The organism is Bradyrhizobium sp. ISRA430 (assembly GCF_029909975.1).
In the GTDB taxonomy this organism is placed as follows: Bacteria; Pseudomonadota; Alphaproteobacteria; order Rhizobiales; family Xanthobacteraceae; genus Bradyrhizobium.
Genome location: NZ_CP094516.1, coordinates 725,879 through 750,170 on the forward strand (window position 1 = coordinate 725,879; position 24,292 = coordinate 750,170).

Annotated in this window: 23 protein-coding genes and 1 tRNA gene; 17 read left to right on the forward strand and 7 right to left on the reverse strand. The window is 63.7% G+C overall.

Annotated elements, in window-relative coordinates; genetic code table 11:
- Positions 1–25: 25 nt before the first annotated feature.
- From MTX21_RS03900 to MTX21_RS03910, 3 genes are all read right to left on the reverse strand, one after another.
- Positions 26–1,306 (reverse strand): O-acetylhomoserine aminocarboxypropyltransferase, encoded by a 1,281-nt coding sequence (locus tag MTX21_RS03900; protein WP_280970605.1) that lies wholly within the window; start codon positions 1,304–1,306, stop codon positions 26–28.
- A gap of 138 nt (positions 1,307–1,444) precedes the next feature.
- Entirely contained in the window at positions 1,445–2,029 is a 585-nt protein-coding gene (locus tag MTX21_RS03905; RefSeq protein WP_280970606.1) for a CoA-binding protein, read from the reverse strand.
- Positions 2,030–2,163: 134 nt separating this feature from the next.
- On the reverse strand, positions 2,164–2,988 hold the full coding sequence (locus tag MTX21_RS03910) for an enoyl-CoA hydratase (RefSeq protein ID WP_280970607.1): 825 nt from the start codon (positions 2,986–2,988) through the stop codon (positions 2,164–2,166).
- Positions 2,989–3,074: 86 nt separating this feature from the next.
- Here MTX21_RS03910 and MTX21_RS03915 point away from each other — a divergent pair, with 86 nt between their 5' ends.
- From MTX21_RS03915 to MTX21_RS03940, 6 genes are all read left to right on the forward strand, one after another.
- Positions 3,075–3,503 (forward strand): PaaI family thioesterase, encoded by a 429-nt coding sequence (locus MTX21_RS03915; protein WP_280970608.1) that lies wholly within the window; start codon positions 3,075–3,077, stop codon positions 3,501–3,503.
- 157 nt (positions 3,504–3,660) lie between these two features.
- The gene (gene rplM, locus MTX21_RS03920; RefSeq protein ID WP_280970609.1) at positions 3,661–4,125 is read left to right on the forward strand and encodes a 50S ribosomal protein L13; all 465 of its coding nucleotides are present in this window, start codon (positions 3,661–3,663) and stop codon (positions 4,123–4,125) included.
- A gap of 1 nt (position 4,126) precedes the next feature.
- On the forward strand, positions 4,127–4,603 hold the full coding sequence (gene rpsI / locus MTX21_RS03925) for a 30S ribosomal protein S9 (RefSeq protein ID WP_280970610.1): 477 nt from the start codon (positions 4,127–4,129) through the stop codon (positions 4,601–4,603).
- Positions 4,604–4,832: 229 nt separating this feature from the next.
- Positions 4,833–6,053 carry a GGDEF domain-containing protein gene (locus MTX21_RS03930; RefSeq protein WP_280970611.1) on the forward strand — a complete coding sequence of 407 codons (1,221 nt, stop codon included), beginning with the start codon at positions 4,833–4,835 and terminating at the stop codon, positions 6,051–6,053.
- A 58-nt stretch (positions 6,054–6,111) separates the two neighbouring features.
- Positions 6,112–6,348, forward strand: a complete 237-nt coding sequence (locus MTX21_RS03935) for a hypothetical protein (protein ID WP_280970612.1) — start codon at positions 6,112–6,114, stop codon at positions 6,346–6,348.
- A 100-nt stretch (positions 6,349–6,448) separates the two neighbouring features.
- Entirely contained in the window at positions 6,449–6,745 is a 297-nt protein-coding gene (locus MTX21_RS03940) for an antibiotic biosynthesis monooxygenase family protein (RefSeq protein WP_280970613.1), read from the forward strand.
- A 6-nt stretch (positions 6,746–6,751) separates the two neighbouring features.
- Here the strand turns inward: MTX21_RS03940 and MTX21_RS03945 are convergent, their stop codons facing one another.
- Entirely contained in the window at positions 6,752–7,894 is a 1,143-nt protein-coding gene (locus MTX21_RS03945; RefSeq protein WP_280970614.1) for an AI-2E family transporter, read from the reverse strand.
- A 286-nt stretch (positions 7,895–8,180) separates the two neighbouring features.
- Between MTX21_RS03945 and MTX21_RS03950 the strand changes: the two genes are divergently transcribed.
- The 6 genes from MTX21_RS03950 (at position 8,181) to MTX21_RS03975 (ending at position 14,637) form a co-directional block, all read left to right on the forward strand.
- Positions 8,181–8,954 (forward strand): gamma-glutamyl-gamma-aminobutyrate hydrolase family protein, encoded by a 774-nt coding sequence (locus tag MTX21_RS03950; protein ID WP_280970615.1) that lies wholly within the window; start codon positions 8,181–8,183, stop codon positions 8,952–8,954.
- A gap of 225 nt (positions 8,955–9,179) precedes the next feature.
- Entirely contained in the window at positions 9,180–10,226 is a 1,047-nt protein-coding gene (pdhA, locus tag MTX21_RS03955; protein ID WP_280970962.1) for a pyruvate dehydrogenase (acetyl-transferring) E1 component subunit alpha, read from the forward strand.
- Positions 10,219–11,199 (forward strand): alpha-ketoacid dehydrogenase subunit beta, encoded by a 981-nt coding sequence (locus MTX21_RS03960; RefSeq protein WP_280970616.1) that lies wholly within the window; start codon positions 10,219–10,221, stop codon positions 11,197–11,199. The genes pdhA and MTX21_RS03960 overlap by 8 nt, the downstream gene beginning before the upstream one ends.
- A 22-nt stretch (positions 11,200–11,221) precedes the next feature.
- Entirely contained in the window at positions 11,222–12,316 is a 1,095-nt protein-coding gene (locus MTX21_RS03965; protein WP_280970617.1) for a dihydrolipoamide acetyltransferase family protein, read from the forward strand.
- A 150-nt stretch (positions 12,317–12,466) separates the two neighbouring features.
- Positions 12,467–13,879, forward strand: a complete 1,413-nt coding sequence (locus MTX21_RS03970) for a nodulation protein NfeD (protein ID WP_280970618.1) — start codon at positions 12,467–12,469, stop codon at positions 13,877–13,879.
- Positions 13,876–14,637, forward strand: coding sequence for a slipin family protein (locus MTX21_RS03975; protein ID WP_280970619.1), 762 nt, complete (start codon positions 13,876–13,878; stop codon positions 14,635–14,637). Before MTX21_RS03970 ends, MTX21_RS03975 begins: the two co-directional genes overlap by 4 nt.
- Positions 14,638–14,742: 105 nt before the next feature.
- Here MTX21_RS03975 and glnA read toward each other — a convergent pair whose 3' ends face one another.
- Positions 14,743–16,152, reverse strand: coding sequence for a type I glutamate--ammonia ligase (gene glnA, locus MTX21_RS03980; protein ID WP_280970620.1), 1,410 nt, complete (start codon positions 16,150–16,152; stop codon positions 14,743–14,745).
- Between the two features lie 151 nt (positions 16,153–16,303).
- Positions 16,304–16,642 carry a P-II family nitrogen regulator gene (locus MTX21_RS03985; RefSeq protein ID WP_007603495.1) on the reverse strand — a complete coding sequence of 113 codons (339 nt, stop codon included), beginning with the start codon at positions 16,640–16,642 and terminating at the stop codon, positions 16,304–16,306.
- Between the two features lie 377 nt (positions 16,643–17,019).
- Here MTX21_RS03985 and MTX21_RS03990 point away from each other — a divergent pair, with 377 nt between their 5' ends.
- Positions 17,020–18,519 (forward strand): NAD(P)H-hydrate dehydratase, encoded by a 1,500-nt coding sequence (locus tag MTX21_RS03990; RefSeq protein WP_280970621.1) that lies wholly within the window; start codon positions 17,020–17,022, stop codon positions 18,517–18,519.
- A gap of 4 nt (positions 18,520–18,523) precedes the next feature.
- Here MTX21_RS03990 and MTX21_RS03995 read toward each other — a convergent pair whose 3' ends face one another.
- Complete coding sequence (locus MTX21_RS03995) at positions 18,524–19,837, reverse strand: multicopper oxidase domain-containing protein (RefSeq protein ID WP_280970622.1); 1,314 nt, start codon at positions 19,835–19,837, stop codon at positions 18,524–18,526.
- A gap of 155 nt (positions 19,838–19,992) precedes the next feature.
- Between MTX21_RS03995 and MTX21_RS04000 the strand changes: the two genes are divergently transcribed.
- The 4 genes from MTX21_RS04000 (at position 19,993) to clpX (ending at position 24,250) form a co-directional block, all read left to right on the forward strand.
- Positions 19,993–20,077: transfer RNA gene (locus MTX21_RS04000), tRNA-Leu, on the forward strand.
- A gap of 178 nt (positions 20,078–20,255) precedes the next feature.
- Entirely contained in the window at positions 20,256–21,617 is a 1,362-nt protein-coding gene (gene tig, locus MTX21_RS04005) for a trigger factor (RefSeq protein WP_280970623.1), read from the forward strand.
- Between the two features lie 276 nt (positions 21,618–21,893).
- Positions 21,894–22,529, forward strand: coding sequence for an ATP-dependent Clp protease proteolytic subunit (locus MTX21_RS04010; RefSeq protein WP_280970624.1), 636 nt, complete (start codon positions 21,894–21,896; stop codon positions 22,527–22,529).
- A gap of 449 nt (positions 22,530–22,978) precedes the next feature.
- On the forward strand, positions 22,979–24,250 hold the full coding sequence (gene clpX / locus MTX21_RS04015; RefSeq protein WP_008547851.1) for an ATP-dependent Clp protease ATP-binding subunit ClpX: 1,272 nt from the start codon (positions 22,979–22,981) through the stop codon (positions 24,248–24,250).
- The last annotated feature ends 42 nt before the right edge of the window (positions 24,251–24,292 follow it).

The following is a 24,292-nucleotide window of genomic DNA, read 5'->3' on the forward strand; positions in this document are numbered from 1 at the left end:
AGTTCGCGCTATGTGACACTGAACATCAAGCGCTGAGCGCCTGCTCCAGGTCGGCAATCAAATCTTCCTTGTCCTCGATGCCGACAGAGAGCCGCACGACGTCGGGGCCGGCGCCGGACTTGATCTTGGCGGCGTCGTCGAGCTGGCTGTGCGTGGTCGAGGCAGGGTGGATGACGAGCGAGCGGGTGTCGCCGACATTCGCAAGATGCGAGAACAGTTGCAGCTTCGACACCAGGCTGACGCCGGCGTCGTAGCCGCCCTTCAGGCTGAAGGTGAACACGGCGCCCGCGCCCCTCGGCGCATATTTGCGCGCGAGCTGGTTGTACTTGTCACCCGGCAGACCCGCATAGCTCACCGAGGCCACTGCGGGATGGCCGGCGAGGAATTCGGCAATCGCCTTGGCGTTGTCGCAGTGCTTCTGCATGCGCAGCGGCAGCGTCTCGATGCCGGTCAGGATCATGAAGGCGTTGAAGGGCGACAGCGCGGGGCCGAGATCGCGCAAGCCGAGGACGCGGCAGGCGATCGCGAAGGCGAAATTGCCGAACGTCTCCTGCAGCCGGATACCGTGATATTCCGGCCGCGGTTCGGACAGCATCGGATATTTGCCGCCCGTGGACCAGTCGAAGGTGCCGGCATCGACGATGATGCCGCCGAGCGAATTGCCGTGGCCGCCGAGAAACTTCGTCAGCGAGTGCACGACGATGTCGGCGCCGTGATCGATCGGGCGGATCAGGTAGGGCGAGGCCAGCGTGTTGTCGACGATCAGCGGCACGCCGGCCTTGCGGGCCACCGTCGAGATCGCCTCGATATCGGTGATGCTGCCGCCGGGATTGGCGATGGACTCGATGAAGATGGCCTTGGTCCGCGGCGAGACCGCGCGCTCGAAGGTCGTGATGTCGTCGGGATCGGCCCACACCACGTTCCAGCCAAAGCTCTTGAACGCATGCGTGAACTGGTTGATCGAGCCGCCATAGAGTTTTCGTGCGGCGATGAACTCGTCGCCGGGCTGGAGCAATTGCTGCAATACCACGACCTGCGCGGCATGGCCGGACGCGACGGCCAGAGCCGCGGTGCCACCTTCGAGCGCGGCGACGCGCTCTTCAAGCACGGCGTTGGTGGGATTGCCGATGCGGGTATAGATGTTGCCGAACGACTGCAATCCGAACAGCGAGGCGGCATGGTCGGCGTCATTGAAGACAAACGAGGTCGTCTGATAAATCGGGGTCGCGCGCGCACCGGTGGTGGGGTCGGGCTGTGCACCGGCGTGCACGGCAAGGGTCGAAAATCCCGGAAGGCGATCGCTCATTCGTGGCGTCCTGTTCTTGTGGTCTGAAATCGCGCGGCATGCTGATCGGCGCCGCGTCTGCCGTCAAGGCACGGCGTCAGATCAGGATGATCGTGCTGCGCATTGTCGCGTTCGCGAAATGAATGCTTCGCGCGTGCGTCAGCTTTGCTCGCTCTTGTTTTTGGCGGCGCGATCCGATGCTGCGGTGTCGCCGCCGCCGACGCTCATCCGGTTGAGGGACAGTCGCATGCCTTGCGTCGGTGCCGGCGGACGCTTCGAACTCAGCGTGCGCGAATTGACGCCCATCCAGGAGATCTCCGACGACAGGCGGCCATATTCGATCTTCGGGCAGCGGTTCATCACGACCTTGATGCCGGCGGCCTCGGCCTTCTCTGCGGCCGCATCGTCACGCGCCCCGAGCTGCATCCAGATCACCTTCGGCAACGGGTCGAGTGTCAGCGCTTCCTCGACCACGGGCATGATGTGGCTCGAGTTGCGGAAGATGTCGATCATGTCGATGGGGCGGCCGAGATCGCGCAGCGAGGCGACGAACGGCTTGCCGAGCAGCTCCTTGCCGACATGACCGGGATTGACCGGAATCATGTCGTAGCCGCGCTGTGCCAGATATTTGAACGCAAAGTAGCTCGGCCGCACGTTGACCGGCGAGGCGCCGACCATCGCGATCGACTTCACGCTGTTGAGGATGCCGCGGATGTAATTGTCGGGATAGGAGTCGTGGTTCATCTTTTCTTTTTCCTTGTCATTGCGAGGAGCGAAGCGACGAAACAATCCAGTCCGTGGTGGGATTTCTGGATTGCTTCGCGGAGCCTGTCATCGGCTCGCGCCTCGCGCGGACCTGTTGGCTCGCAATGACGATTTCACTCATCCTTCCATGTCGGCGCGCGCTTCTCGATGAAGGCGCCGATGCCTTCCTCGGCGTCGCGCGCCATCATGTTCTCGGTCATCACCTCTGCCGCATAGCGATAGGCTTCGGCAAGGCTCATCTCCGCCTGGCGATAGAACGCCTCTTTGCCGAGCTTGACGGTGTAGGCGGATTTCAGCGCGACCTGCTGCGCCAGCGCGATCGCGGCGTCGCGCTCGGTGCCGGCGGCGACCACGCGATTGACGAGGCCGATCTCGCGCGCGCGTGCGGCCGGGATCGGCTCGCCCGTTAGCAGCATCTCCATCGCCTGCTTGCGCGGCACGTTGCGTGACAGCGCCACCATCGGCGTCGAGCAGAACAGGCCGATATCGACGCCGGGCGTGGCGAAGCTTGCGGCCTCCGAGGCGACGGCGAGGTCGCAGCTTGCGACGAGCTGGCAGCCGGCTGCGGTGGCTATGCCCTGAACGGCAGCGACCACAGGCTTGGGCAGACGCACGATCGCCTGCATCATCGCGCTGCAAGCCGTCATGACCTGCGCAAAATAGGCCCGGCCGCGATCCGGATCGGTGCGGCGCGCGGTGAGTTCTTTCATATCGTGGCCGGCCGAAAAAGCGGGGCCGTTGGCCGCGATGACGGCCGCGCGGATGCGCTTGTCCTCCGCGATCGCGTTGAGGCTCGCATGTAGCTGTCCGATCATCGCCTCCGAGAGGCTATTGCGCGCGGCCGGTCGGTTCAGCGTGAGCACGGCAACGCTGTCGACGATCTCGCGCAGCAGGATCGGCGGCGGGGGAGAGGGGGCGCGGGCGGCTTGGACTGACATTGAAGCGATTCCGCTTGGATTATTGCAGTTGGATGATGCAGATAACTTAATGTAACAGGCGGAGTGAAGCGAGGGTGGGGGACAGCATGGCGTTAGCGAAAATGAGCGTGGCGGACCTCGAACAGTTCCTCCGCGACGAGTTTCCCCAGGCGTTCAGCGGTGACGACATCACGATCGAGAGCGCGGACGGCCAGACCTGCCTATTGCGCCAGCGCTACAGCGAAAGGATGCTGCGGCCGGGTGGAACCGTGTCCGGCCCGACGCTGATGGCGCTCGCCGATTTCGCCATGTACGTGGTCCTGCTGTCGGCTATCGGGCCCGTCGGGCTAGCCGTCACCACCAACCTCAACATCAACTTCCTGCGCAAGGGCCAGCCGGGGCAGGATGTGCTCGCCGAGGCCCGGCTGCTCAAGCTCGGCAAGCGCTTGGCCGTCGGCGAGGTGAATCTCCTGTCCGGGACCTCGGCCGATCCGATCGCGCACGTCACGTCGACCTATTCCATTCCAAATGTTTGAGCTTTTCGATGGTATTATAGAACCATATTTTTAAGTTATTGATTTTACTGATGTAATTTCCGACAGAGGGCATTGACCGTTGCGCGTCGGTTCTCTAGAAAGCCGCGCAGTCTGGCGCTGTGTTCGCGCCGATGTCTCCTTCCACGGAAATTCTGACATGAAAACCTTTTCGGCAAAGCCGGCCGAGGTGACGAAGAAGTGGGTGCTGATCGACGCCAAGGGTCTGGTCGTCGGCCGTCTCGCCACCATCGTCGCCATGCGGCTCCGCGGCAAGCACCTCCCGACCTACACCCCGCACGTTGATTGCGGCGACAACGTCATCATCATCAACGCCCAGCATGCGGTGCTCACCGGCCGCAAGCGCGAGCAGAAGACCTACTACAAGCACACCGGCTATGTCGGTCACGTCAAGGAGCGCACCGCGCGCCAGATCCTCGAGGGCCGTCATCCCGAGCGCGTGCTCGAGAAGGCCGTCGAGCGCATGATCCCGCGTGGTCCGCTCGGCCGTGTCCAGATGAGCAACCTCCGCGTCTACGGCGGGGCCGATCATCCGCATGAGGCGCAGCAGCCGGAGAAGCTCGACATCGCCAAGTTGAACCGCAAGAACACGAGGGCCGCATAACATGGCCGAATCCATCCAGTCGCTCGACCAGCTCTCGCAGCTCAAGACGGCCGCGCCCGAGGCGCCCAAGCACGAGAAGAAGGTCGACAAGCTCAATCGCGCCTATGCCACCGGCAAGCGCAAGGACGCGGTCGCCCGCGTCTGGATCAAGCCGGGTGCCGGCAAGGTCATGGTCAACTCGCGCGAGGTCGAAATCTATTTCGCCCGTCCCGTGCTGCGCATGATGATCCAGCAGCCGTTCGTCGCGGCCCAGCGCGCCGGCCAGTACGACGTGATCTGCACCGTCGCCGGCGGCGGTCTGTCCGGCCAGGCCGGCGCCGTTCGTCACGGCATCTCCAAGGCGCTCACCTATTTCGAGCCGGAGCTGCGTACGGTGCTCAAGAAGGGCGGCTTCCTCACCCGCGACTCCCGCGTGGTCGAGCGCAAGAAGTACGGCAAGGCGAAGGCGCGCCGGTCGTTCCAGTTCTCCAAGCGTTAATCGCTTCGGTAATATTCGCCGCGAAAGCGGTTTCAATGAGATGCAAAAGGGCGCTGGTTTCAGCGCCCTTTTTGTTGTTCGTTTGTATGCAAATTCATGGATTCTTTCGTGAAAACTTGCCCCCGCATGAAAACCTGAATGGAACCCGCGGGACATAGCGTCGCATCTGGAAGGGCGCGCAAGTCGGCTGAGCCGATCGCGTAACTGCTATGTTTTAAAGGGGGCCGACATGATGTCGCTCGATAGCATCACGCTCTATTTGGTCGCCACGATGGTTGCCGCACTGCTCGGCGCCATGATGGTGTTTTTCGGCAAGCAGGAGAACAGCCCCGCGCTGAAATGGTGGGGCATGTCATATCTGCTCGGCGCGGCCTCGGTGGCGCTGTGGACGGCGGCCGGCGACAGGCTCGGTCCGCAAGTGTATCTAGCGCTGAACGCGGCCGGCTTCGTCGCCTGCGGCATGGTGTGGAACGCCGCGCGCGTTTTCCACGGCCGCAAGCCGAACTGGCCGGGCCTCGTGATCGGTGCACTCGCGTGGGTCGCGGCGGTGACGCTGCTCGATCCCGCCGCATCCACGCTGCGCATGGTCATCGGCGCCGGCATCGTCTCAGTCTATGCGGCGCTGACTGCGAGCGAGCTCTGGGTCGAGCGGCGCAAGAGCCTGCAGCGGCGCTGGCCGGCCGTTGTGGTGCCGGTGATGCACGGCTGCGTGCTGATGCTGCCGATCCTGATCGGTGGCTTCTTGCGGCCAAACGATGCAAGCTTCTCGGCCAGCATCTGGGTCACCATGTTCGCGGTCGAGCTCGTGCTCTATGCCGTCGGCACCGTGTTCGTGATCTTCATGCTGGTGTCGGAGCGTACGGTCACGGCGCACAGGACCGCGGCTTCCACCGATCCCCTGACCGGCATGCTCAACCGCCGCGGCTTCTCGGAGGCCTGCTCGCGGGTGATCGAGCGCGAGGCCAAGGGTGGACGGCCGGTAACCGTGATGATCTTTGACATCGATCACTTCAAGTCGATCAACGACCGCTTCGGCCATCCCGCCGGCGACGAGATGCTGAAACTGTTCTCAACCGTCGTCGTCAGCAATCTGCGCATCTCGGACCTCTCGGGCCGCATCGGCGGCGAGGAGTTCGCGGCGCTTCTGCCGTGCTCGCTGGAAGAGGGCGTGCTGGTCGCCGAGCGCGTGCGCGAGGCATTCGAGACCTCCGGCGTCGTGGTCGAGGAGGGGCCGGTCGACACCACCGTCAGCATCGGTGTGGCGGGTGGTCCGGCCGGCACCGAGCTCGAGGTGCTGCTGGCGGCCGCAGACACTGCGCTCTACCAGGCCAAGCGTGGCGGCCGTAACCGCGTCGAGGCAGCGGAAGAGCTGCCGCTGTCGCTGGAGAACTGGCGCCGCCAGAGCGCAGCGCGGGTCGGCGTGCCGCGGACGCAAACGGCCACGGTCTGAGGTGCAGGAGGGCTTGCGGTAATCCTCTGTTTACCATTCGATCCCTACCATTCACACTATGGAATCGATCCGTCGACAGAATCCGCAAACTGCCCTGATGTCGCTCGAAGCTGCTGCGGCCTCGGCTCGCGGCGGCTTTGCCTGTCTGTTCTCCACCGCCGACGAGTACGAGACCGCTGTCATCAGCGAGCGCCGTGCGCAGGGGCGCTATACGCAGAGCCGCAGCTACTGGCCGTTCGGGCTGTTTGCCGGTTGCGCGCTCATCGTGGCCGGCACCGTGTTGCTGTACGTCTGAGAGCGCTGCATTTTCCTGTCAGTAGGGCGCCGTTTCGGCGCCTTTTTCTTTTTCCCCGGCTGCGGTAGACACGCCCATCAAGCAAGAAGGGTGGAAACCGATGATTACCGAAATCGCACAAATCGACGTCAAGCCGGGCAGCGAGAAGGATTTCGAGGCCGCTGTCGCCAAGGCCAAGGCCGCGTTCGGCCGCGCCAAGGGCTTTCACGGCTTCGAGCTGCACAAGTCGATCGAGAACCCGCAGCGGTACCGGCTGATGGTGAAGTGGGCGACGTTGGAAAATCACACCGTTGATTTCCGCAACTCGGAGAATTTCACCGAATGGCGCGGCTTGGTCGGCCAGTACTTCGCTGCGCCGCCGGAGGTTGAGCATACCGAGACCGTGCTGACGACCTGAGCGGATTCACGCCGCTTCGACTTGGGCGGGCGCCGTGGTCTCATAGGTCTTGAAGTGATCGATCATGACCTTGGCGATGGCGACCAGCGGCAGCGCCAGCGCGAGGCCCCAGATTCCGAAGACCACCCCGAGCAGGATCTGGAACGCGAACAGCGTCGCCGGTGGAATGTCCAGCGCCTGGCGCTGGAGGATAGGCGTCAGCACATAGCTCTCCATCGCGTGTACGCCGAGGAACAGGAGCAGCGCGGATAGCGCTGGGATCCAGCCCGAGGCAAGGCTCGCCAGCACGACGACGAGGCCGGCGATGATGGCGCCCACCGTCGGGATGAAGGCGAGCAGGCCGGCCTGAATGCCGAGAATGAACGAGCCGGGGATGCCGATGATGGCGAGCCCGATCCAGGTCACGACCCCGACCGCGATCATGACGATGATCTGCGCGATCAGCCAGCGCTCCAGCGTCTCGCTGATGCGATCGATGATGAGAGTCGCCCGGATGCGGTGCCTCGCCGGCGCGAGGAACAAGAGGCCCTCGCGGTAGAGGCTTGGCTGGGCGGCGAAAGCCAGCCCCAGGAACAGCACGATGAAGATGTTGCCGACGGCGCTGATCGTGCCGAGCAGCAGCTTGAAGGTCTGGCTCACGATCGCCCCGCCGCTGGAGGCGAGGGCGCCCGCGCCCGGCAGCGGGCCGTGCGGAACCGGGCTTGGGGCGGGCACCGTCTCCGAGGCTGCGTTGGTGGAGGCGGGCGTCGCATTGCCGATGTCGAAGAAACTGGTGTCGATGCCGTGGCTCTCGAGGAAGGACCTGACGTGCGTGATCTGCGACTTGATGGTGTTGCTGAGCGCCGATGCCTGTTCGGCGATGGTCGCGCCGCCGAGATAGGCGACGCCCGCGAGCAACACGGCAAGCGCCATGCAGACGATCGCGAGCCGGACCGGATGTGGCCAACGAAAACGGCGGCCAAGCGCATTGGTCAGTGCGTTGAGGCCGAGGCCTAGCAGCATGCCGGTGAAGATCAGGAGCAGCGTAGCGGCAAAATACCAGGTGAAGATGAGCAGCGCGGTGAACAGCACGACGCCCATGCCGCCGACCGTGATCGCCCAGGCCAGCTCGCTGCGCGTCCGGGATCGTTCGTCTGCTGGGATGCTCACATCGTTTCCTCTTCGAAGGCAGCGCGCACGGCACTCTTTCGCGAAATCGGCCCTCGGATCAAGCCGGGGCTGCGGGCCGGTTTGATAGTGACGGCGGCGACCGACCCGGGGGTGCGAACCGCGCGGCGACAGGCTGCCGCCATCGCGGACGGGCGACCTCAATTGCCGTCAGGCGGGACATTTAAGCGAAAATAGCATTGCCGTCCCGCAGTCTCCTCGGTTGAATTTGTTCCATCCGACGGGCATGTTTGGAGAATCTTCTTCGGCGGGGAGGTCGGAACGGGAGATGAGAAAGCCGGTCGTCGGCGTGATCGGGAATTCCCATCGCGTCGAAAATCGATTTCAGGTCCAGATGGTCGGTGAGCGCAATTTACGCGCGATTGCCGAAGTCTCCGGCGGCTTGCCGCTGATGTTCGCGGGCTCACCCGACATTACCGACATCGCTGCGCTGCTCGATACCGTCGACGGTGTCATCCTCACCGGCGCCCGGGCCAACGTCCACCCGACGCGCTTCAACGTCGATCCCTGCGAGAAGCACGAGCCTTACGACATCCATCGCGACGAGGTGGCGCTGGCGCTCTCGGTGGCCTGTGTCTCGCGCGGCATCCCGCTGTTCGGCATTTGCCGCGGCCTGCAGGAGATGAACGTGGCGTTCGGCGGCTCGCTGCACCCCGAGATCCGCGAGCTGCCCGGCCGGATGAACCACCGCATGCCGCGGCTGGAGAACGGCGAGATCCATCCCGATCCGACCGTGGTATTCGCCGACCGCCATGACGTCGCCCTCACGCCGGGCGGAGCTTTCGCCAAAATCCTCGGCTGCGAGACAATCCGCGTTAATTCGCTGCACGGCCAGGGCATCCTGGAGCCGGGCAAGCGCGTGCTGATCGAAGGCGTCGCCGAAGACGGCACCATCGAGGCAATCCGCATCGCGGAGGCGCCGAGCTTTGCGCTCGGCGTGCAATGGCACGCCGAGTACGACCCGCAGCGCAATCCGATCAACCGGAAGATATTTGAAGCGTTCGGCGAGGCCTTGGTCGAAAGGCAGCGCGCGACGGCGTAGTGCACCCGCGCGGCCCGTTGTTGCGCCGTTTCCATGATTGCGTGAATCGACCGCAAGCGGCGATACGGCAAGGATTGCAGGCGCTTCGGAGTAATCCTTTGGCGGTATTGCATCGTCTGGCACAAACACCACCTGAATGAGTTGTAGAGGCACAATCGCTCCGGGAGTGAGAGCGTGGCCAGCCGTAGGGTAAATCAGGATCTCCCCGTCATTGCGCGCTTCGAGGTGCGTCACCGTAATTACCTCGCGCCGGACGGCTCAATCCAGCGGCCGCTTCCTGCCTTCGCCTCTAACGCCAAGCTGCTGATTGAGCTTTACCGGTCGATGGTGCTGCTGCGCCTGTTTGACCGCAAGGCTGTTGCGTTGCAGCGCACGGGCCGGCTTGGGACTTATGCCGTTTCGCTCGGCCAGGAGGCTGTATCGGTCGGGATCGCCAGTGCGATGCGGGAAGAGGATGTGCTGTTGCCGTCGTATCGCGACAACGGGGCTCTGCTCTGGCGCGGCGTCAGGCTGGAGGAGATCCTCCTGTTCTGGGGCGGCGACGAACGCGGTAACCGGTTTTCAGGACCGGTCCACGATTTCCCGTTCTGTGTTCCGGTCGGATCCCAGGCGCCGCATGCCGCCGGTGTCGCCTACGCCCTCAAGCTGCGCAAGCAACCGCGCGTCGCCGTATGCCTGTTCGGCGATGGAGCCACCTCGAAAGGCGACGTCTACGAGGCGATGAATTTTGCCGGCGTGCACAAATTGCCGCTCGTATTTGTGGTCGCCAACAATCAATGGGCCATATCGGTACCATTGCGACAGCAGACCGCGTGCGAAACGCTGGCCCAGAAGGCGATCGCCGCAGGTTTTGTCGGTGAGCAGGTCGATGGGAGTGACGTGGTGGCGATGCGCGCCGCTAGTGAGGAAGCCATTGTCGCCGCCCGCGACGGCAACGGACCTCGGTTCATCGAGGCGGTCGCGTACCGGCTCGGCGACCACACGACATCCGACGACGCGGCGCGCTATCGTCCGGCCGAGGAGGTCCAGGCGCATTGGAAGCAAGAGCCGATTGCGCGGCTGAGGGCTTATCTGGTCGCTCAGAAAATGTGGGGCAAGGCGGACGAGGAGCAACTCGCCACCGAATGCCATGCGCGGGTCGAGGCGGCGGCCGAACGCTATCTGGCGACAGTGCCGCGCCGTCCCGAAACCATGTTCGATCACCTGTATGCTGATCTGCCTGAGGTCTATGCCGCGCAGCGCCGCGAACTTGCGGGAGAGCACGATGCCTGAGGCAACGTTGGTCGAAGCCATCAACCTGGCGCTCGCTCGCGCCATGGAAGATGATCCTGACGTCGTTGTGCTTGGCGAGGACGTTGGCGTCAACGGCGGCGTCTTCCGCGCAACCGCAGGCTTGCAGAAGCGGTTTGGGGCGGCGCGGGTCCTCGATACGCCGCTTGCCGAACTTCTGATCTCCGGGCTCTGCGTCGGCATGGCTGCGCAGGGACTGAAACCGGTCGGCGAGATTCAGTTCATGGGATTCATCTATCCTTGCCTGGATCAACTCGTGAACCATGCATCTCGATTGCGCAATCGGACTCAGGGACGGCTCACCTGTCCCATGGTTCTGCGCACGCCGCACGGCGCCGGCATCCGCGCGCCCGAGCATCATTCCGAAAGCACCGAGGCAATGCTCGCCCATATTCCCGGGTTGCGCGTCGTCATGCCGTCCTCGCCCGAACGTGCCTATGGATTGTTGCTCGCGGCCATCCGCGATCCCGATCCTGTCGTGTTTCTCGAGCCGACGCGCCTGTACCGTGCGGCCAAAGGCGAAGTGGAGGACAATGGCGAAGCCTTGCCGCTGGATGCCGCTTTTGTCTTGAAGGAAGGTCGCGATCTGACGCTGATAAGCTGGGGAGCCATGCTGAAGGAAACCATGGCCGCGGCGGAGGCACTGTCGGCCGAAGGCATCGCGGCGGAGGTCATCGATCTCGCCACGCTCAAGCCCTACGACGAAGACACCGTGCTCGGTTCGGTCGCCAAGACCGGCCGTTGCGTTATCGTGCACGAGGCAGCACGCACCGGCGGATTTGGCGCCGAGATCGCCGCGACCATTGCCGAGCGCCGCCTGCCCTCGCTGCTTGCGCCTGTGACCCGCGTCACCGGCTACGACACCGTCGTTCCGATGGCGCGTCTGGAGCAACACTACATGCCTTCGGTCGAACGCATCATGACTGCCGCCCGCAAGGTTTGCCAGTTCAGCTAGATGCCAATGGACTTTTGGGCCCATGCGCCAATTCACGCTGCCGGATCTTGGAGAGGGCCTCGAGGAGGCGGAGATCGTGAGCTGGTATGTCGGTGAGGGCGATCATGTCGTCACCGATCAGCCGCTCGTCTCCGTCGAAACCGACAAGGCGGTCGTTGAGATACCATCTCCGTCCAGTGGGCGCATTGCGCGCGTGTTTGGCGCCAAGGGCGATATCGTCAAGGTCGGTGCGCCGCTCGTCGAATTTGTCGAGGGTGCTGAACAGGACACGGGCACCATCGTTGGCGAGCTTGGCGGCGGCGGACATCGGCCCGCCGAGGGAATGCCTTCCGGCCCCCCGGCCGGACCGCAGGTGTTTCCGGCTGTGCGTGCACTGGCGCGCAAGCTCGACGTCGATCTTGAAAGCGTGGAGCCCACGGGGCCCGGCGGCACCATCACACGCGCCGATGTCGAGCGGGCCGCGAAGACTGTGTCCCAAGCCGGTAGCGCCGAGCCCCTGCGGGGCGTGCGGCGCGCCATGGCCCAGCGCATGGCAACAGCCCATGCGCAAGTCGTTCCCGCCACGGTGAGCGATGAAGCCGATATCGACGATTGGCCGACAGGCGAGGACGTGACGATCCGTCTGGTGCGGGCCATCGCTGCCGCCTGCAGGGCAGAGCCCGCGCTTAACACCTGGTACAATCCCGGCGCCGGAGAGCGGCGTCTCATGGCGCGTGTCGATCTCGGCATTGCGGTGGATACCGAGGGCGGCCTGATTGTTCCTGTGTTGCGCAATGTCGCGGAGCGCAGCGTATCGGACTTGCGGATGGGACTTGACCGGCTGCGGGCCGACGCGATCGCGCGCTCGATACCGCCTGAAGAGCTGCGTGGCGCGACGATTACACTGTCGAACTTCGGGATGATCGGCGGCCGGTTCGCAAATCTGATCATCGTGCCGCCCCAGACGGCCATCATCGGTGCCGGACGGATTTCGCCGGGCGTCGTCCCGCATCGGGGACAGCCTGCTGTGAGGCGCACGCTGCCCCTGTCGCTCACCTTTGATCATCGCGTGGTGACGGGCGGTGAAGCCGCCCGCTTCCTGGTCGCACTCAAGTCAGACCTTGAGCAGATGTCGTGAACGCTGTTTGCAACGCGCTCGCACCAAAAGTCCTTCGGCCGCCTCAATCCATCGCATCGCACAACGACGCCCATGAGTCCCCTTTATGCCTTATCCGGGCATTGAGGTTCCGGAACGGGGCGCCATATCTTTGGCAAGGGAGTGCTTGCCGTGCAGACCGTAAAGGCGGCCTTCATTGCGACGATGGCCATCGTTGCTCTGGTTGTCTCCCATCTTCCCAGCTCAGCGGAGGAGAGCGGCGGCCGTCTTGCACTGACTGTTGCGATCGACGGAGCCATCGGCCCTGCGTCGGCCAGTTACGTGAAGGAGGCTTTGGCCAAGGCGAGCGAACGGCACGCCGAGGTCGTGCTTCTGAGAATGAACACGCCCGGCGGTCTCAATTCCAGCATGCGCGAGATCATCGCAGACGTGCTTGCCTCGCCCATTCCCGTCATCGGCTATGTTGCCCCCTCCGGCGCCCATGCGGCGAGCGCCGGGACCTATATCCTTTATGCGACCCACATCGCGGCGATGGCGCCGGGCACCAATATCGGTGCCGCGACGCCGGTGCAGATCGGCGGACCGCTGCCGGGTCTGCCGAGCGGCACTCCCGACAAGGGCAGCAAGGACAAGAAAGACGGTGACCAGCAGGGCGAGCCCAAGGATCAGCCCAAGGATGCCATGACGGCAAAGGCGACCAATGATGCGGTCGCTTTCATCCGCAGCCTTGCGGAACTGCGCAACCGCAATGCGGATTGGGCGGAGAAGGCGGTCCGTGAGGCTGCCACGCTCTCTGCCAACGGCGCGCTGGAGGCCCATGCCATCGATCTCGTCGCGCACGACACGGCTGAATTGCTGAGGCAGCTCGATGGTCGTGTGGTGGAGGTAGCGGGCGACAAGACGCAACGCCTCGCGACGAAGGATGCCGTCATTGAAGCCATCGATCCCGGATGGATATCCCGCTTCCTGGGGGTCATCACTGATCCGAACGTGGCTTTCATTCTGCTGATGGTCGGCATCTACGGCCTGATCTTCGAGTTCATGTCTCCCGGTGCGGTCGCCCCGGGCGTCGTCGGCGCGATCTGCTTGCTGATTGGCCTCTATGCACTCAATTTGCTGCCGATCAACTATGCCGGCCTCGCTCTGATGTTGACCGGAATCGTGCTTCTCACAGTCGAAGCCTTCAATCCGACTGTGGTGATCGGTCTCGGAGGGATCATCGCTTTCGTGCTGGGGGCGCTGATGCTTTTCAGGGTCGAGGCGCCCGGCTACCACCTGTCGTGGTGGGTGATCGGCATCACCGCGGCTGTGTTCGTCGGCTTTGCTCTCGTCGTGCTTGGCTCGCTTCGGCGCGCCGCCAAGGCTCCTGCACGGGTCGGCGCGCAGGCCATGCGAGGTTTGCCTGCCGAAGTTCTCGACTGGAACGGGAACGAAGGTCATGTGTTCGCCCATGGTGAGCGCTGGCAGGCGCGCGGCGCCGAAACGTTCGCGCCCGGAGAGAGAGTCGAGGTCGCCAACGTCGTCGACCTGACGCTGCTGATACGGCGCGGGCCGGCCCGGACCGGCGAGGGAGGTACATCATGATGCTGGAATATTTGACCTATGCGGCGCTTGCGCTGCTTGTCATCATATTTCTATCCCAAGCAATTCGAATTTTGCGCGAATACGAGCGTGGCGTCGTCTTTACGCTCGGCCGCTTTACCGGCGTGAAAGGCCCGGGCCTCATCATCCTCGTTCCGGTCGTGCAGCAACTCGTAAAGGTTGATCTGCGCGTCATGGTGCAGGTCGTGCCGCCCCAGGACGTGATTTCGCGGGACAACGTGTCCGTCAAGGTCAACGCCGTTCTGTACTTCCGCATCGTCGATCCCGAGCGTGCCATCATCAAGGTCGGTGACTACATGGCCGCGACCAGCCAGCTCGCCCAGACCACGCTGCGCTCGGTGCTCGGCAAACACGACCTCGACGAGATGCTTGCCGAACGCGACAAGTTGAACGCCGACATCCAGGAGATCCTCGACAAGCAGACCGACGTCTGGGGCATCAAGGTGACCGGCATAGAGATCAAGGACGTCGATATCAACGAAACCATGGTGCGCGCGATTGCCAAGCAGGCCGAGGCGGAGCGGTTGCGGCGCGCCAAGGTGATCAATGCGATGGGCGAGCAGCAGGCCGCCGAAAAGCTCGTCGAGGCCGGCCGGATTCTCGCGCAGGAGCCGCAGGCGATGCAGCTACGTTATTTCGCGGCTCTGCACGACATAGCGGGCGAACGGTCGTCGACTGTCGTCTTTCCGCTGCCGGCGGGATTGCTCGATCATTTAATTCCGCGGCGCGACACCCCGTAGCCGGAAACACGCGGAAACGTCGGGCGTGGCGAAGCCCGCCGCTTTCCCAACCGAAAAGGCGCCCCTTTCGGAGCGCCTTTGTTTGTCGCAAGCCGTTCGAGCTGTTTAGCCCGAATAGTACATATCGAACTCGACAGGGTGCGGGGTCATCTCGAAGCGTTCGACCTCGGTCATCTTCAGCTCGATATAGCTGTCGATGAAGTCGTCGTCGAACACGCCGCCGGCCTTCAGGAAGGCGCGGTCCTTGTCGAGATTTTCCAGCGCCTCGCGCAAGCTGCCGCACACGGTCGGGATCTGCTTCAGCTCCTCCTTCGGCAGATCGTAGAGGTCCTTGTCCATCGCCGGACCCGGATCGATCTTGTTCTTGATGCCGTCGAGGCCGGCCATCAGCATCGCGGCGAAGCCGAGATAGGGATTGGCGAGCGGATCAGGGAAGCGCACCTCGACGCGCTTGGCCTTCGGCGAAGCGGTGTAGGGGATGCGGCAGGAGGCCGAGCGGTTGCGCGCGGAGTAAGCGAGCAGCACGGGAGCCTCATAGCCCGGGACCAGACGCTTGTAGGAGTTGGTCGACGGGTTGGTGAAGGCGTTGATCGCCTTGGCGTGCTTGATGATGCCGCCGATGTAGTTGAGGCAGGTTTCCGACAGGTCGGCGTATTTGTTGCCGGCGAACACCGGCTTGCCTTCCTTCCAGATCGACTGGTGAACGTGCATGCCCGAGCCGTTGTCGCCATAGACCGGCTTCGGCATGAAGGTGGCGGTCTTGCCGTAGATGTGGGCGACCTGGTGGATGCAGTACTTGTAGATCTGGAGGTGGTCGGCCATCAGCGTCAGGGTGTCGAACTTCATGCCGAGTTCGTGCTGGGCGGAAGCGACTTCATGGTGATGCTTCTCGACCTTGACGCCCATCTTGGCCATGGCGCCGAGCATCTCCGAGCGCATGTCCTGCACGGAGTCCTGCGGCGGAACCGGGAAGTAGCCGCCCTTGGTGCGGACGCGGTGGCCGAGATTGCCGCCTTCATATTCGGTGTCGGAGTTGGTCGGCAGCTCCGAGGAGTCGAGGCGGAAACCGGTGTTGTAGGGAGTGGAGGAGAAGCGCACGTCGTCGAACACGAAGAACTCGGCTTCGGGACCGACGAAGACGGTGTCGCCCACGCCCATCGACTTCACCATCGCCTCGGCCTTCTTGGCGATGCCGCGGGGGTCGCGGTTGTAGGGCTCGCCGGTGGTCGGCTCGAGCACGTCGCAGGTGATGACCATGGTGGTCTCGGCGAAGAATGGATCGATCGTCGCGGTCACCGGATCGGGCATCAGGCACATGTCGGACTCGTTGATCGCCTTCCAGCCGGCGATCGAGGAGCCGTCGAACATCGTCCCTTCGGCGAAAATATCTTCATCGATCATGCTGACGTCGAACGTCACGTGCTGCCACTTGCCGCGCGGATCGGTGAAGCGCAGGTCGACGTATTTGACGTCGTTGTCCTTGATCGATTTCAGGACGTCTTTGGCGGTCTTCATGCATACCCCTTTTGGCTCTGCGGGTCGGTTTCCAGACTTCGAGCGACCGTGTCCGCGCTCTTTGACTTGCGCGATTGCACAAACGAAATCAGGCCGCCGAAGCAGCCTTATTTCCTGTTAGAACGTCGCAGAACGCGGGATAGCACCCGCCTTAAATAGCGTCCAGCCCGGATTCGCCGGTTCGGATGCGGATCGCCTCTTCGATGTTGGAGACAAAAATCTTGCCGTCGCCAATGCGCCCGGTCTGAGCGGCGCGGCGGATCGCGTCGATCGCACGCTCGACCAGATCGTCGCCGATCACGATCTCGATCTTCACCTTGGGCAGGAAGTCCACGATGTATTCTGCGCCGCGGTACAGCTCGGCGTGACCCTTCTGACGTCCGAAGCCCTTGGCCTCGGTGACGGTAATGCCCTGGAGGCCGACTTCCTGGAGCGCTTCCTTCACCTCGTCGAGCTTGAACGGCTTGATGATGGCTTCGATTTTCTTCACTGAGCGCCTCCCGGCCTTTCGATCAAATAGCAACGTCTTTGTCAGGATGCGCTTTTCTTAACGCATGGGCTTATCTTCGCTGTGCCGGGGCGCCTGACCAGCCCGGCGACGGCCGGCACCTTGATTGTAGTCCAGGGAGCACGACAAACCGAAGCGGCTTCCTCGAAAGCAGGGTCTATGCCAAATTGCAAATACCCTGATTATTGGAGCGTTATCAGCCTTTTAACGAGCATCTCGGATAGGTGGAGCCGACCCGCTCAAAATAGCGGAGACTACGAAATAGGCAAACGGTTCAATCTCTGTGCAGATCCACGTTTTTTGTTTCGCCTCGGAACAGAAAATGCCTGTTGAAGAGGCGTTTGTACCAGGGAAGTGGCATGGAAGTTCTGACCAACGCTGAAATGCAGCGGGCCGACCAGCTCAGCATCGCGGCCGGCACCCCCGGCTTCAAACTGATGCTGAGCGCCGGCCAGGCGGTCGCCGAAGCGGCCCAGGCGCTGGTGGAGGAGGGACCGATCCTGGTCGTCGTCGGGCCCGGCAACAATGGCGGCGACGGCTTTGTCGCGGCCGCCGAGCTCGCCGCTCAGGGGCGCGAGGTCTCGGTGATCCTGATGTGCGAGCGCGATCAGCTTCACGGCGATGCAGCCTCCGCCGCACGCGGCTGGAAGCACCCGGTGCTGCCGTTCAATCCGCAGGCGATCGGCAGGCCGGCTCTGATCATCGACGCGCTGTTCGGTGCGGGCCTGAGCCGTACTGTTGACGGCGAGGCGCACGAGATGATCGCGGCCATCAACGCCAATGGCGCGCCGGTGCTCGCCGTCGACCTACCGAGCGGCATCAACGGCACCAGCGCGAGCGTGATGGGTGTTGCGGTGAATGCCACCGAGACCGTCACCTTCTTCCGCAAGAAGCCGGCGCACCTGCTGCTGCCGGGCCGCGTGCATTGCGGCCGCGTGCGCGTCGTCGATATCGGCATCGACGCGCAGGTGCTCGATGAGATCCAGCCGCAGATCTTCGAGAATGATCCCGATTTCTGGGGCACTGCCTTTCCGGTTCCGCGCATCGACGGCCACAAATATGCGCGAGGCCATGTGCTGGCGGTCTCCGGTGATGCGGCCGCCACCGGCGCAGCGCGGCTCGCCGCACGCGGAGCGTTGCGCGCCGGCGCCGGCCTCGTGACGCTCGCGAGCCCACGCGATGCGCTCGCGATCAATGCCGCCGCGCTCACCGCGGTGATGGTCCGTCCCGTCGACACCGCGGTCGAATTCGCCGAGCTCCTCGGCGACAAGCGCTACAGCACCTGCATGATCGGCCCCGGCGCGGGCATCGGCGAGCGCACCTGCGACATGGTCCACAGCGCGCTCTCGGCGCAGCGGCATCTGGTGCTGGACGCGGATGCGCTCACCAGCTTTGCCGCAAAGCCCGAGCGGTTGTTCGAGTCGATCAGGTCATCGCAGGACACCGCGGTGGTGCTGACGCCGCACGAAGGTGAATTTCCGCGCCTGTTCTCCGACCTCAGCAACAAGCACCCCGGCCGCTCGAAGCTCGAGCGTGTCCGCGCCGCGGCCGAACGCTCGAGCGCGGTCGTGCTGCTGAAGGGCCCGGACACCACCGTTGCCGCGCCCGATGGCCGCGCCGCCATCGCAGCCAACGCACCGCCATGGCTCGCCACCGCCGGCGCCGGCGACGTGCTCTCCGGCATCGTTGCCGGCCTTCTTGCCCAGGGCGTACCGGCGTTCGAGGCCGCCAGCATCGGCGTGTGGATGCATGGCGAGGCGGCCAGCGAAGCGGGCCCCGGGCTGATCGCGGAAGACCTGACCGAGACGCTGCCGGCCGTGCACCGGCGGATCTATGACGCGCTGGGGGTGGAGTACTGAAGCTTCACTCCACCGCGTACCAGCGCACGAGGCGCGGCGCGGCCCAGTCGGTTGCGACGGACTCGATCAGCCAGCGGCCGGGCGTGCTCGTTGCGAAAGCAATGCGCTGGGTCTGGCCGGGCTCAATCGCGAGCGTGTCGAGCCAGTAGGGCTTCCAGCCGTCGTCGAGTCGATCGAGCAGGCGGAAGTGGTGGCCGTGCAGGTGGAAGACGGTCGCGATGGCGGCGATGTTCTTCAGTGCCAGCACGACAGTGCGGCCGGCCTTGGCGCGGAAGGCGGGGGCTGCCGAGGCAGAGAAGCTCGACGGGCGCACCCAGCCGGTTAGCCCCAGCGCGACATCGAACCGCAGGGCGCCCCCGAGGTCGAGATTGGCAGGGAGGCCGTTGGAGGGCAGCGGGGCCGGGGGCGAAAGGCGGCTCGGGCGGAGCGGCGGCTCGGCTGACATCAGGAGCCGGGCGATCGGACGGGCCTCCTTGCCATCATGCAGCAGGATCGGCGCCGTGGAGCCCGGCGCCGTTGTGCCGTCGAGAAAAACGTCGGCCCGGCCGCCGGGCGCCAGCACCAGGGCGCCGTTGCGGGCGGTGAAGGGTTCGGCCGGCTGGCCGTCCAGGGCCATGACCAGGACGTCAGCGCCCTCGAATTTGACCGCAATGACAGCGCGTTGGCAGCCGTTGATCATGCGCAGCCTGAGCCGCTCGTTCGCTCGGAGGGTGAAGTCCGGCGCAATCTTGCCGTTGACGGTGAAGACCGGCGCGATCTCGCCCCCGGCGGCGCCCGGGAGAAGTGCGGTGCCGTCCGGGGCCAGGCGCCAGTCCTCCACCAGGAAGGGCTCGTCACGGTCGACCTCGGACGGCTCGGACTCCTGAACAATAATGGGAAGTGGCCGGACCGGCTGGTTCAGACCATCGTCCAGCAGGCGAAGGTCGGCCATCAGGATTCCGGCATGAGGCATTGAAAGAATTGAGGTTTCCGTCCCTCCTGAGGTGACCGTTGAGCCCGCGAGCAGCGGTTCGGCCGCGCTTGCCCCGTCGAGCCCGTACCAGGCCGGGGCAACCGGGACAGGCAGGTCGTTCCGGAGTGTCACCTCGCAGCGCTCGCCGCGCTTGAGACGGACGTCGCCGCCGGGATTTAAGGCTGCCAGCTCCCAGATCGGTGTAGCCGGCTGAGCCGACCTCAGTGCCAGCGTTGCCGGCCTGGCCTGGAGGGCGAGCCGGGCAGTCGCGGCTGAAGTTGCGCCGCCGGCAATCAACCCCGCCGCCGAGGCTCCCAGGCCGGCCAGAACATCGCGTCGGGTGGGCGCAAAAAATGTTGTCGTCATGGCCCGATGCGGATCACGCTGCGCTGGATAAGTCCAGCCGTCGTGCCTACTTGAACTGTGCCTCCAACCGGCCATTTTTTTGCTGCGAACAGTCGGGCGCATGCTATAAGCCCGGCCGCCCGCGGCATCGCGGCCGGTCTTGATGCAAATTTCACGCGGGCGTGGCGGAACTGGTAGACGCGCTGGATTTAGGTTCCAGTGACGAAAGTTGTGGGGGTTCGAGTCCCTCCGCCCGCACCAAGCGCTTTCAGCGTTTGCACGGATTACCGAAGGGCCTGCTTCCTCGCGGATATTTTTCCGTCGGCGGCCAGGTCCGATGAACCACCGGCGGGAGGCGTTAGCCTTCACGCCGGATCGATTGATGACAACGTCCCGACGCAATGCGCGCCGGGACCGAACGAGAAGAAGATTGGACGCCATGCAGGTCACAGAGACCCTCTCGGAAGGTTTGAAGCACGAGTTCAAGATCAGCGTTCCCGCGTCTGATCTCGATGCCAAAGCCGATGCCAAAATCGTCGATCTCAAGGACAAGGTCCGTCTCAACGGCTTCCGTCCGGGCAAGGTGCCGGTCGCTCACCTCAAGAAGGTCTATGGCCGTTCGGTGATGGCCGAGACCATTGACCAGACCATTCGCGATACCAACACGCAGCTATTCTCCGAGCGCGGCTTCCGCCTTGCGACCGAGCCGAAGATCACGATGCCGACCGAGCAGAAAGAGGTCGAGGAGCTGCTCTCGGGCAAGTCCGACCTGACCTACACGGTCGCGATCGAAGTGGTGCCGCCGATCGCGCTCGCCGACTTCAAGGGCTTCCAGGTCGAGAAGCCCGTCGCCGATGTCTCCGACACTGATGTTGACGAGGCGATCAAGCGCATCGCCGATTCCAACCGCGGCTATGCCGCCAAGGGCGAGGGCGCGAAGGCCGCCTCCGGCGACCGCGTCACCGTCAACTTCAAGGGCAGCATCAACGGTGAAGCCTTCGAGGGCGGCACGGGTGAGGGCATCCAGGTCGTGATCGGCTCCAACACCTTCATCCCGGGCTTCGAGGAGCAACTCATCGGCATCGCGGCGGGCGAGACCCGCACGCTGAAGGTGTCGTTCCCCAAGAACTACATGAACGACAAGCTCGCCGGCCAGCCGGCCGAGTTCGAGACCACCGCGACGCTGGTCGAAGCGCCGCAGGATGTCGCCATCGATGACGAGTTCGCCAAGTCGCTCGGCCTTGAGTCGCTGGACAAGCTGAAGGAGGCCGCGCGCGAGCGGCTCGCCGCCGAGTTCGCGACCGCGACGCGCCAGCGTGTCAAGCGCGCGCTGCTCGATCGCCTCGACGAGGCGCATCGCTTCGACGCGCCGCCCTCGCTGGTCGACGAGGAATTCAATCTGATGTGGAACTCGGTCAAGGCCGAGATGGACTCCGCCGGCAAGACCTTCGCCGACGAGAACACCACGGAAGATGCGGCGAAGGAGGAGTACCGCAAGATCGCCGACCGCCGCGTGCGGCTCGGCCTCGTGCTGTCGGAGATCGGCGAGAAGAACAAGATCACCGTGACCGACGACGAGGTGGGTCGCGCCGTGATCGAGCGTGCTCGCCAGATGCCCGGCCGCGAGAAGGAGGTCTGGGACTTTTACCGCAACAACGCCAACGCGCTGGCCCAGCTTCGTGCACCGATCTATGAGGACAAGGTCGTCGACTTCATCCTCGAGCTCGCCAATGTGACCGAGAAGAAGGTTTCGCGCGAGGATCTCTACAAGGATGACGAGGCGGACAAGACTGCTGCCTGAGAGCTTTGAGGCAGTCTTCTGTTAAGGATGATCGGCACAAGAGGTCCAGCTAGCCAGGTGGCCGGCTGGGCCTCTTTGCGCGAATCAGCTTCAACTCCCGCGTGGATTAAGCCTTAATTCGGTCCGCACTTGTCTGGCGCGAATTGGGCTATATCTGTGGCTTCATCCGCTACCCAAGCCTTCTACGAAAGTTCCTGCATCACGGGACATTCATCGGCCTTCCGGCAAATCCAGCGAGAGCTGGCGATGTCCGTCTCCGAAAACCCTAGGTGACTCATGCGCGATCCGGTTGAAACCTATATGAACCTCGTGCCCATGGTGGTCGAGCAGACCAACCGTGGCGAGCGCGCCTACGACATTTTCTCGCGCCTGTTGAAGGAGCGCATCATCTTCGTGACCGGACCAGTCGAGGACGGCATGTCGACGCTGATCGTCGCGCAGCTCCTGTTCCTTGAGGCGGAAAATCCGAAGAAAGAAATCTCGATGTACATCAACTCGCCGGGCGGCGTGGTGACGTCGGGCCTTGCGATCTACGACACCATGCAGTTCATCCGCCCGCCGGTCTCGACGCTGTGCACCGGCCAGGCGGCCTCGATGGGCTCGCTGCTGCTTGCCGCCGGCGAGAAGGACATGCGCTTCTCGCTGCCGAACGCGCGCATCATGGTGCACCAGCCCTCCGGCGGCTTCCAGGGCCAAGCCACCGACATCATGCTGCACGCCCAGGAAATCCTGAATCTGAAAAAGCGGCTCAACGAGATCTACGTCAAGCACACCGGCCAGACCTACAAGTCGATCGAGGACGCGCTGGAGCGCGACAAGTTCCTGACCGCCGTCGACGCCAAGGAGTTCGGTCTGGTCGACAAGGTGATCGACAAGCGCGCCGAGGAGCCGGCGCCTGCGAAAGCCCCGTAGGATTACCACCATTGCACCGGCGATCCCTGCAATTGCAGGGGATCGTCAGGGCCGCGTTCACGTTAAGGACGTGTTCGCAAGGGCGCAAAACGGACTTTTGCGCCCTGCAGCAAGCAGAAAGTTCCGCTTTCGTGCTTGTTTTTCGTGGCAATCCAGCAACGCGCGCGCGATTTCGATCACTTCTTCCGTGCCAAGACGTGAAATCACGGTATTGTCACGGGTAGCCAGCGACTCCCTGATTAGCGAATTCTTGATAGTCGGGTGACAGCATGGTTGGCTACGCTTGATCGGCTATGATCGCGGGAGAATCGAGTGACCGTGATTCGCACGGGATGTAACGCGTAGGGTCTTTTTTGGTACGGAATTTGCTCTATTTGAACCTTATGCCGGCGAGTGTGTCGGGGTGAGGCGATCGAGCGGACGGGATCGAACCGCGGACGGAGACAGGAATGAGTAAGGTCGGCACGAGCGACTCCAAGAACACGCTATATTGCTCGTTCTGCGGCAAGAGCCAGCACGAAGTCCGCAAACTGATCGCGGGTCCCACGGTCTTCATCTGCGACGAGTGCGTCGAGCTCTGCATGGACATCATCCGTGAGGAGAACAAGTCCTCGCTGGTGAAGTCGCGCGACGGCATCCCGACGCCGAAGGAAATCTGCAAGGTGCTGGACGATTACGTGATCGGCCAGAGCCATGCGAAGAAGGTTCTGTCGGTCGCGGTGCATAATCACTACAAGCGCCTCAACCACCAGACCAAGCACAACGACGTCGAGCTCGCGAAGTCGAACATCCTGCTGATCGGCCCGACCGGATCCGGCAAGACGCTGCTCGCGCAGACGCTCGCCCGCATCCTGGACGTGCCCTTCACGATGGCCGACGCCACGACGCTGACCGAGGCCGGCTATGTCGGCGAGGATGTCGAGAACATCATCCTCAAGCTGCTGCAGGCCGCCGACTACAACGTCGAGCGCGCCCAGCGCGGCATCGTCTATATCGACGAAATCGACAAGATCAGCCGCAAGTCCGACAACCCCTCGATCACGCGCGATGTATCGGGTGAGGGCGTGCAGCAGGCGCTGCTCAAGATCATGGAGGGAACGGTGGCTTCGGTCCCGCCGCAGGGCGGCCGCAAGCATCCGCAGCAGGAGTTCCTGCAGGTGGATACCACCAACATCCTGTTCATCTGCGGCGGTGCCTTCGCAGGCCTCGAGAAGATCATCTCGGCGCGCGGCCGGTCGACCTCGATCGGCTTCGGCGCCCAGGTACTCGCCCCGGAGGATCGCCGTACCGGCGAGATATTCCGTCACGTCGAGCCTGAGGACCTGCTGAAGTACGGCCTCATCCCGGAGTTCGTCGGCCGTCTGCCCGTGGTGGCGACGCTGGAGGACCTGGACGAGACCTCGCTGAAGAAGATCCTCACCGAGCCGAAGAACGCGCTGGTGAAACAGTACCAGCGGCTGTTCGAGATGGAGAACATCGAGCTGACCTTCGCCGACGAGGCGCTTGGCGCGGTCGCCCGCAAGGCGATCGAACGCAAGACCGGCGCGCGTGGGTTGCGTTCGATCCTCGAGGCGATCCTGCTCGAAACCATGTTCGACCTGCCGGGCCTCGAAGGTGTGGAAGAAGTCGTGATTTCGCGCGAAGTCGTGGAAGGTACGGCGCGTCCGCTCTACATCTATGCCGATCGGTCCGATCGCGCCGTCGAGAATGCCAGCGCCTAAATTGCGGCGCTGGCACGCTCCAATCGTCTCAATCTGAACTTA

Coding starts and splice junctions, on each gene's coding strand:
- MTX21_RS03900 (WP_280970605.1), bottom strand. CDS start 1,306: ATGAGCGATCGCCTTCCGGGATTTTCGACCCTTGCCGTGCACGCCGGT.
- MTX21_RS03905 (WP_280970606.1), bottom strand. CDS start 2,029: ATGAACCACGACTCCTATCCCGACAATTACATCCGCGGCATCCTCAAC.
- MTX21_RS03910 (WP_280970607.1), bottom strand. CDS start 2,988: ATGTCAGTCCAAGCCGCCCGCGCCCCCTCTCCCCCGCCGCCGATCCTG.
- MTX21_RS03915 (WP_280970608.1), top strand. CDS start 3,075: ATGGCGTTAGCGAAAATGAGCGTGGCGGACCTCGAACAGTTCCTCCGC.
- rplM (WP_280970609.1), top strand. CDS start 3,661: ATGAAAACCTTTTCGGCAAAGCCGGCCGAGGTGACGAAGAAGTGGGTG.
- rpsI (WP_280970610.1), top strand. CDS start 4,127: ATGGCCGAATCCATCCAGTCGCTCGACCAGCTCTCGCAGCTCAAGACG.
- MTX21_RS03930 (WP_280970611.1), top strand. CDS start 4,833: ATGATGTCGCTCGATAGCATCACGCTCTATTTGGTCGCCACGATGGTT.
- MTX21_RS03935 (WP_280970612.1), top strand. CDS start 6,112: ATGGAATCGATCCGTCGACAGAATCCGCAAACTGCCCTGATGTCGCTC.
- MTX21_RS03940 (WP_280970613.1), top strand. CDS start 6,449: ATGATTACCGAAATCGCACAAATCGACGTCAAGCCGGGCAGCGAGAAG.
- MTX21_RS03950 (WP_280970615.1), top strand. CDS start 8,181: ATGAGAAAGCCGGTCGTCGGCGTGATCGGGAATTCCCATCGCGTCGAA.
- MTX21_RS03960 (WP_280970616.1), top strand. CDS start 10,219: ATGCCTGAGGCAACGTTGGTCGAAGCCATCAACCTGGCGCTCGCTCGC.
- MTX21_RS03965 (WP_280970617.1), top strand. CDS start 11,222: ATGCGCCAATTCACGCTGCCGGATCTTGGAGAGGGCCTCGAGGAGGCG.
- MTX21_RS03975 (WP_280970619.1), top strand. CDS start 13,876: ATGATGCTGGAATATTTGACCTATGCGGCGCTTGCGCTGCTTGTCATC.
- glnA (WP_280970620.1), bottom strand. CDS start 16,152: ATGAAGACCGCCAAAGACGTCCTGAAATCGATCAAGGACAACGACGTC.
- MTX21_RS03990 (WP_280970621.1), top strand. CDS start 17,020: ATGGAAGTTCTGACCAACGCTGAAATGCAGCGGGCCGACCAGCTCAGC.
- MTX21_RS03995 (WP_280970622.1), bottom strand. CDS start 19,837: ATGACGACAACATTTTTTGCGCCCACCCGACGCGATGTTCTGGCCGGC.
- tig (WP_280970623.1), top strand. CDS start 20,256: ATGCAGGTCACAGAGACCCTCTCGGAAGGTTTGAAGCACGAGTTCAAG.
- MTX21_RS04010 (WP_280970624.1), top strand. CDS start 21,894: ATGCGCGATCCGGTTGAAACCTATATGAACCTCGTGCCCATGGTGGTC.
- clpX (WP_008547851.1), top strand. CDS start 22,979: ATGAGTAAGGTCGGCACGAGCGACTCCAAGAACACGCTATATTGCTCG.